The organism is Flavobacterium sp. UBA4854, assembly GCF_002399805.1.
Taxonomy (GTDB): Bacteria; Bacteroidota; Bacteroidia; order Flavobacteriales; family Flavobacteriaceae; genus Flavobacterium; species Flavobacterium ginsengisoli.
Genome location: NZ_DHEI01000006.1, coordinates 1,637 through 9,527 on the forward strand (window position 1 = coordinate 1,637; position 7,891 = coordinate 9,527).

Annotated in this window: 5 protein-coding genes; 1 reads left to right on the forward strand and 4 read right to left on the reverse strand. The window is 34.6% G+C overall.

The features are described from left to right. The 3 genes from B3J44_RS00635 to B3J44_RS00645 all read right to left on the reverse strand — a co-directional run. The coding region (locus B3J44_RS00635) for a hypothetical protein (RefSeq protein WP_286964933.1) at window positions 1-719 on the reverse strand (719 nt) is incomplete at its 3' end. An 18-nt stretch (window positions 720-737) separates the two neighbouring features. Then, window positions 738-2,231: a RagB/SusD family nutrient uptake outer membrane protein gene (locus B3J44_RS00640; protein ID WP_286964935.1), complete on the reverse strand. Its 1,494-nt coding sequence runs from the start codon at window positions 2,229-2,231 to the stop codon at window positions 738-740. Between the two features lie 9 nt (window positions 2,232-2,240). After that, on the reverse strand, window positions 2,241-5,303 hold the full coding sequence (locus B3J44_RS00645; protein WP_286964936.1) for a SusC/RagA family TonB-linked outer membrane protein: 3,063 nt from the start codon (window positions 5,301-5,303) through the stop codon (window positions 2,241-2,243). 225 nt (window positions 5,304-5,528) lie between these two features. Here B3J44_RS00645 and B3J44_RS00650 point away from each other — a divergent pair, with 225 nt between their 5' ends. Next, the gene (locus B3J44_RS00650) at window positions 5,529-6,422 is read left to right on the forward strand and encodes an AraC family transcriptional regulator (protein WP_278021431.1); all 894 of its coding nucleotides are present in this window, start codon (window positions 5,529-5,531) and stop codon (window positions 6,420-6,422) included. A 29-nt stretch (window positions 6,423-6,451) separates the two neighbouring features. Here the strand turns inward: B3J44_RS00650 and B3J44_RS00655 are convergent. Continuing rightward, a partial coding sequence (locus B3J44_RS00655) for a cation-translocating P-type ATPase (RefSeq protein ID WP_286964938.1) occupies window positions 6,452-7,891 on the reverse strand: 1,440 nt, incomplete at its 5' end.

Consider the following 7,891-nt stretch of genomic DNA (forward strand, 5'->3'; position numbering starts at 1 on the left):
GTAGCATAGTTTCTCAGCCATTTTCCTTCTCCTTCTGGAATTTGTCTGTAGAATTTCTTTACATCTGTTTGAGGATCTCCGATATAAATAAAATCTGCATATGCACCATCGGCTCCAGCTGTATTGGTTACAGTTCCGTAAGTATTTCCATCTTCTGTAATTCCTGTCATTTCAAAAATCAGCTGATTGTCTAATTCTTTATCTGGACCTAAGGTTGCCGACCAAATCCAAGGTTTATCTGTCATTGCCATAACAGCTCCTCCTCCATATTCTGGCCCTGTACCTCCGTAAACAATCAAATTATCAATATCATAAGTCCCAATAAGTGATTCTCTAAAAGAGCTTGCTACAACCGTATATTTTCTAGATTTTCCTGTTGGAGATGTTACTGTTAATTCTGCACTTTTTTGCGCGTTTTCAAAATTTAAAGCTTCACCTTCTTTAATAGATGAATTTGCACCGTAAGACAAAACCATTTCTTTGATCACGATATGGCTTAAGTCTGGAACAGCATCAACATTGATTGCCAAATTGATTGTACCAGTCAAATCATCAACACGCACAATTGAAGCATTTCCTACTTGGTTTTCAAATTTTATATCCAAAACATTGCGCTCATTATTCCACTTTCCTTCTTCAATATCTTCCAAAGGATCGTTCTGACAGCTTGTTTGCGCCAGCGCTGTGACAACACACAAGAAGTATAGTATTCTTTTCATAATAGTATATTTTTAAAATTATAATCCTGTGTTCAAATCAATTTCTGTCTGCGGAATCGGATAGAATGCAGCTTGTTCTGCCGTTATTCCAGAAGCTTCTGGCACAACTTGAGATACTTTATTGAAACGACGCAAATCATAAAGGCGATTTCCTTCAAAAGCCAATTCAAAAGAGCGTTCGTTTAAAACTGCCAATCTGAAATTATCTACGCTTAATCCAGGTGTTAAATTTCCTAAACCTGCTCTGTTTCTAATTTGATTGATTAAAGCGTAAGATTCTGTAGTTGGTCCTGCAGCTTCTGCATATGTTAATGCTACTTCGCTAAAGCGAATTAAAAAAGGTTTGGTACTTGTCTTGTCTCCTATGAAGTTTGGGTCAATGTATTTTCGTGTAAACGGATATACAATTTTTCCAGGATACTGTGCAGAAACAACTCCCGAAGCATCGTAAGTTGTGGTTACAAATAAGTCTGTTTTTCTTTTATCTGAATTGTCAAAACTATTGAAGAACCCCGTTAAAGTTTGAAAAACACTCCATCCATCATGTGATTTTGTATAGGTATTGTCTGGATTTTTGAGATAAATTGTAGCGCCATCGATATACGGAATAAACAGTTTTGAAATTTTAGAATAATCTCCTTCTGTTGCTCCTGTTCTGTCCATAGAAAGCAAAAAGATGTTTTCTTTTCCTAAAGGTTTTTCGACATCGTAAATACTCAAAAGATTGTTTTCAAAACCATAAACACTTTGACCTGCAATAACATCTTCTGCATTTTTTGCAGCCAATTGATACATAGTTGCTACATCTTTGTTCATCTCAGCATATTGTGGCACATTATGTTCTTTTGAAGAAGCGATATACAAATATACTTTTGCCAATAATGCTTGTGCTGCCACTTTATCTGCACGTCCTAAAGCTTGATTTACTTTTAAAAGTTCAATTGCTTTTTCGGCGTCAGCAATTATAAAATCGTAAACTTCATCTAGGTTTTTCGCCATTGGTGCTGCAGTCTGACTTACTGTTTCTACAACCGAAGTATGCATTGGCACTTTTCCGAAATTCTTTACCAGATTAAAATAATTCCAAGCTCTTAAGAAATAAGCTTCTCCTAAGAATTTATCTTTTAAATCTTGCTCAAATTTTCCGTTTGGAACATTTTTAATAACTGCATTGGTTCTATTAATAGCGATGTATGCATATTTAAAATAATTTCCAAGCATTCTGTTGGTGCTAAAAGTTCCAACCTGCCATTTATCTAAGTTCTGATTATCTGCCGTTTCATCTCCTTTTGGACCACATTCTTCTGTTGGCAAATCGCCTACATAAAATATAGCTCTAGAATATTCTAAAAATGTAAGGGCATCATAGGCATAATCTACAGCAGACTCAGCATCAGAAGCACTTTTATAGAAATTATCTTCTGAATAAAATCCGTATGGCTCTTCATTCAAATCGCAAGCAAACACACTCATCAACAGTGCCATTGTTGCTATTTTATATCTTGTTTTCATAGTAGTTTTTTAAAAAGTTAAGTCCAATCCAAATGTCCATTTGCTCAATCTAGGATATCCTCCCCAGTAAATTCCGTCTGTTCCAACTTCTGGATCGTAACCATCAAATTTGGTAAAGGTGTATACATTGTTTGCATTTAAATACAAGCGTACACTTTGAAATGCGCTTTTTACTGGTTTTAAAGTATACCCCAATGTGATGTTTTGAATTCTAACAAAAGAGCCGTCTTTTACCCACCAATCTGAAAATTTAACTGTTCTTCCGTCTCTTAAACTTGGATAATCATTTGTCGGATTGTCTAATGTCCAACGCAATGGCGTATTGCTTGGCTGATTGAATGCTTGTGTATCTAAGACATCTTGACCGAAAACGCCATTTAAAAAGAAGCTAAAATCGAACTGTTTGTATTTTAGTGTCATATTGAAACTCGCCATAAAATCAGGATTTGGGTTTCCAATAATTGTCTGGTCTTTTGTATCTACAACTCCGTCGCCATTTATATCTACATATTTAAATTCTCCAGGCTGAGCCAATTGACCGTCTAAACCTGCATTGATTCCTTCTTGAAGCGTTTGAACAATTCCGTTTGTTTTATATCCGTAGAAAACATTTACTGGCTGACCAATTGCCAAAAGATTGGGAAATTGTCTAAACTGCTCTAGACTGTTCCCAGAATATTCATATTGCATTCCTGTATTCGGATCAACATTTAATCCAGATTGCTCAACAGATCCAAGACTTACGATTTGATTTTTATTTTTAGAATACACTACAGAAGCATTAATTTGCCAATCTTTATTTTTGAAGATTTCGCCGTCTAATGTAATTTCATAACCTTTATTGGTCAATTCTCCATCGTTTACCCAAATTCTATCATATCCAGACGAAGGCGTTAAGATTCTTTCTCTCAAAAGATCTTTTGTACGCTTGTTATAATAATCAAATACGATATTTAATCGGCTTTTTAAGATCGAAATATCAACCCCAAAATCGCTTTGTGCTGTGGTTTCCCATTTCAAATCTGGATTTGGAATTCCGCCCCAAAGTTTTTCAATCCCGTCTTGCCCTGTTGTGCCCACAACATATCCAGGCCCAATTGCAGAAACCCAACTTCCGTTATCGTAATATTGGCTCACACCATAACGGCTTAAAGTCTGATATGGATTGATTCCTTGATTTCCTGAAATACCATAACTCGCACGGAATTTTAGCTCATCAAATACATTTAACTTTTTGATGAATTCTTCGTTGTGTGCTTTCCAGCTTAATGCACCTGAAGGGAAAAATGCCCATTGATTGTTTTTACCAAATTTTGAAGAACCATCTGCACGCCCTGTAAGCGTCATCAAGTATTTATCAGCGTAAGCGTAATTCATTCTGAAAATTCCAGAAACTAATTTGGTTTCAATTTTTCCGTTAGAAACTGTATTTCTCTCAGGATTTCCAGCTCCCATGTTTTCATTTCCTAAAGTTTCATTCACAAAATCAAATGCACCAAGTCCTGAACTTCTCGATACATAACTTTCATATGTATAACCGCCTGTTATACCAAAATCATGTTTATTGAATGTTTTATTGAAGTTGGCAAAAGTCTCTGAAACAAAATTCTGACCTTCCCAGTTATTGATGTAACCAGCCCCGTTGTTGAAATCGCCAGTTTCGGTATATTTACTTGGAAAATATTGATCATTTACAGAAGAGCCGTATTTATAATTCAATCTTGATGTTAATCGCAATTCTGGTATAATTTGCCATTCTAAAGCGGCAGAAGTAATTACATCTATAGTTTTGGTTTCGTTCTGACGAAGATTTGTAATTGCCACCGGATGTGTATAATCGTTTTGACCAATCATGTAATACTCTCCATTTTCGTCGTAAACTGGGAAAATAGGATTTCTCCAATAAGCTAAACCGCCATTTGAATCTCTTTTTCCTTTACTTACAATATTTGAAAATCTTACTGTAAAATTGTCAAAAACATCGTGTTTGATACGAAGGTTGTAACCGCCTTTGCTATAACCGTCTTTTACAAAAACACCTTGCTCACTGTAATAATTTCCGCTTAGGTTGAAACTTGTTTTGTCTGTTCCGCTATTAATGCTCACGATAGTGTTGTTTCCTAATGGCATGTTTCTAAAGGTTACATCGTCCCATTTTGTGAAATAAGGCCATGAACCTGACTGCAATTCCTGAATAGACGGATAATAAACACCATTAGAATTCTTTGCTCCGATATATAAAGGTTGCTGTCCGCCATTGATTCTTCCTTCGTTACTCAATTGTGCCATTAAAACAGGATCGCGCCACAAATTCAACTCTGAATTAAATTCAGAAAATGTAGATTGCTGCTGCACTAAAATTTGTGTTTTTCCTTTCTTGGCCGATTTAGTAGTAATAATAATTACTCCGTTTGCACCTCTAGAACCGTAAATTGCAGAAGCCGAAGCGTCTTTTAATACGTCTACTTTATCAATGTCTGCAACATTTACTTGTTTTAAATCGCCTGCATCTCCTAATGGAAATCCGTCTAATACTACTAATGGAGCGTTTGAACCTCTAAGCGAACTTCCTCCTCTGATTCTTACTGTCGAAGTCGATCCTGGGTCTTGAGAAGTTGTTACTTGTAATCCAGCAACTCGTCCTTGCAGTACCTGTTCTACAGAATTTGATGGAATATCTTCTAAAGCTTTCGTTTTTACTGTACTTACAGAACCGGTAAGATCTGCTTTTTTAACAGAGCCGTATCCGATAACGACAACTTCTTTAAGATTTTGCGAAGCTGCTCTTAAAACAACATTCAAAGTATTTTTTCCTGAAACGGAAATTTTTTGAGTATCGAAACCCATAAAAGAAAAAGATAAAACTGCATTTGCCGGAGCATTAATTTCAAATTTTCCATCGAAATCTGTTGAGGCCGTTTTAGAAGATCCTTCCACGCTGATATTTACACCGGGGATAGTGAGACCTGTTTCGTCTGCAACTGTACCTTTAATTATATTCTGACTGTAAGCTGAAAATGCGCTAACAAACAGAATACAAAAAAGTATACTTTTTGTCCATTTTTTTTTCATTGTTTGATTGGTTAAAGATTAGTTAATAGTTTCGAGACAAATTAACTACTTCGTTTTCGTAACGGTTTTGTAAATACCATCAAATAGTAATACTTTCATGAATAATAAATAATACTTTTAACAACAAACATGTTCTTTATATGAACAAATAATTTTTATTTGCACTCAAAATAGCATATAACAGAAAAATATTATTTATTTTTGAACAAGTTTCTTATTCTCCAAATGAAATATTATAATACTATTATGAACGAAAAACGCAATATCCTAAGAGAATTAGTACCTATTTCAGAAGATGACTTCTTTATAGTATTAAATCATAAGAATGCCAAATTTGATTTTCCGCTACATTTTCATCCTGAAATAGAACTTAATTTGGTTTTGAATTCTTCAGGAAAAAGAATTATTGGAGATTCTGTCATAGAATATACAGATTGCGATATGGCACTTATAGGTTCAAACACTCCTCATTTATGGACAGGAATAAAAGAAAACACTGAGGCGCATGTGGTTACGATACAGTTTCATGAAGATTTGTTTTCTGAAAAGACTTTAAATCGAAAATTAGCTCTTCCGATTCGCGAGTTATTAGAAAGATCTAAAAGAGGAATTGCTTTTTCTAAAGAAACTATTGAAGCGCTTAAGCCTAAAATACTGCAGTTATCAGATTCACAAGATTTTGACTCTTTGCTTAACTTCTTATCTATATTACATGATTTAGCGATTGCAAAAAACACAAAAAGCCTTTCCTCGCATTCTTATGTAGATTATTATAGTTTTTCTGAAAGCCATAAAATCGAAAAAGTAAATGATTTTATTAAAGACAACCTTCAGAATAAAATTCAGCTAAAAGAAGTTGCCGATCTAGTTAATATGTCAGAATCGGCATTTAGCCATTATTTTAAAAAATGTACTAATAGTTCTTTTTCAGATTATGTTACTGATTTAAGATTGGGGCTTGCCGCAAGATTATTATTTGAATCTGAACAGTCTATTAAAGAGATATGTTACGATAGCGGATTTAATAACATTTCTAATTTCAACCGTACTTTCAAACGCAAAATGGGATTTACACCAAGTGAGTTTAGAGATCAAAGCAAATTAATTACGAAACATTAAAAAATGAGTCTGTTATAGAAATGTGTCTTTTATCTTCTCCTAAAATATTTCACAACTTCAAACCACAATACTGAAACTAAGCCTGTCACGATGCAAAAAAACATTTGAGAAAGTGTAATAAGTTCAAAATTAAAAAGAGAACGCAAAAAAGGAATAGCAAATAACAATATCGTCAAAAAAATAGTAATGCCTATTATTATGGAGACAAGGATATTTTTGTATTGGAATGTTGTCCATAACGAATAATAAAATGATCTATTAACCAGCGTTAAAACAATATTGGAAGTAATTAAAGTTAAAAAAACCATACTACGTGTAATGTTTTCATTCCATTGATTGTATATCGCCCATTGATAAGAAAGCAACAATCCTAAAGTTATTGCAATCCCTTGAATAATACTTGCCGTCAATTCTTTAAAATTAAAAAAATCTGTACGCATCGGCCTTGGTCCCCTCTTCATTGTATCTGCTTCAGCAGGTTCGTTTTCAAATATAATGGAGCAAGTTGGCCCCATAATTAGTTCAAGCAAAATAACATGAAGCGGACTGAATATATTAGGATAAATCCATCTTAAAGCAAGCGGAATGAAGACAATGAGAATTATTGGAATATGAATAGATATAATGTATCGAACTGCTTTTTTTAGATTCGTATAAATCTTTCTCCCCATTGCTACGGCATCAACCATTTTTGAAAGATCATCTTCAGTAAGGATAAGCGATGCGGCATCTTTTGCTATTGCTGTTCCTTTTTTCCCCATAGCGATTCCAATATGAGCAGCTTTTAGCGAAGGCCCATCATTAACTCCATCTCCTGTCATGGCAACAATTTGCCCACAAGCTTTAAGAGCGTTTACAATTCTCAATTTAGCATCTGGAAACATTCGACTGAAAATATTAATATCCATTACTTTGTTTTGCAGTTCTTGATCACTCCATTTCATTAGTTCATCTCCAGTTATAGCTTTTTCAGAACCAACAAAACCAATTTGCTGCGCGATAGCATTAGTCGTTTTCAAATTGTCTCCAGTAATAATCTTGACGGCAATTCCTGCTGCATAAAAAGACTGAAGCACTTCTGAAATATTATCTTTTGGAGGATCATAAAAAGCAACAAGTCCTTTAAAAGTAAATAAGATTTTCTGCTGTTTGTCAGGATAATTATTTCCCTGCAAATTTCCCTGTCCCACACCAAGCACTCTGTAGCCTTTGCTCGTCAATTGATCCATCGCGGTTATAATCTTCTGTTTATCTTGTTCAGAAAGGCTACAAACCTCTAAAATTGCTTCAGGCGCACCTTTAGCCGCAATAATTCTATTTCCTGAAGAATCTTCAAATACATGTGTCATCATTGGAGGTTTGCCCGATAAAGGATATTCGTGAATCATTCTAAAATGAGCCGTCATATCTGTTTCTGCAAATTTTTTATAGATGTCATGAAGCGCAATTTCCATAGGATCAAAAGGAAT

Bases quoted from the DNA above. Each gene is read 5' to 3' on its own strand.
- B3J44_RS00645 (WP_286964936.1), bottom strand. From the start codon at position 5,303: ATGAAAAAAAAATGGACAAAAAGTATACTTTTTTGTATTCTGTTTGTT.
- B3J44_RS00640 (WP_286964935.1), bottom strand. From the start codon at position 2,231: ATGAAAACAAGATATAAAATAGCAACAATGGCACTGTTGATGAGTGTG.
- B3J44_RS00650 (WP_278021431.1), top strand. From the start codon at position 5,529: ATGAAATATTATAATACTATTATGAACGAAAAACGCAATATCCTAAGA.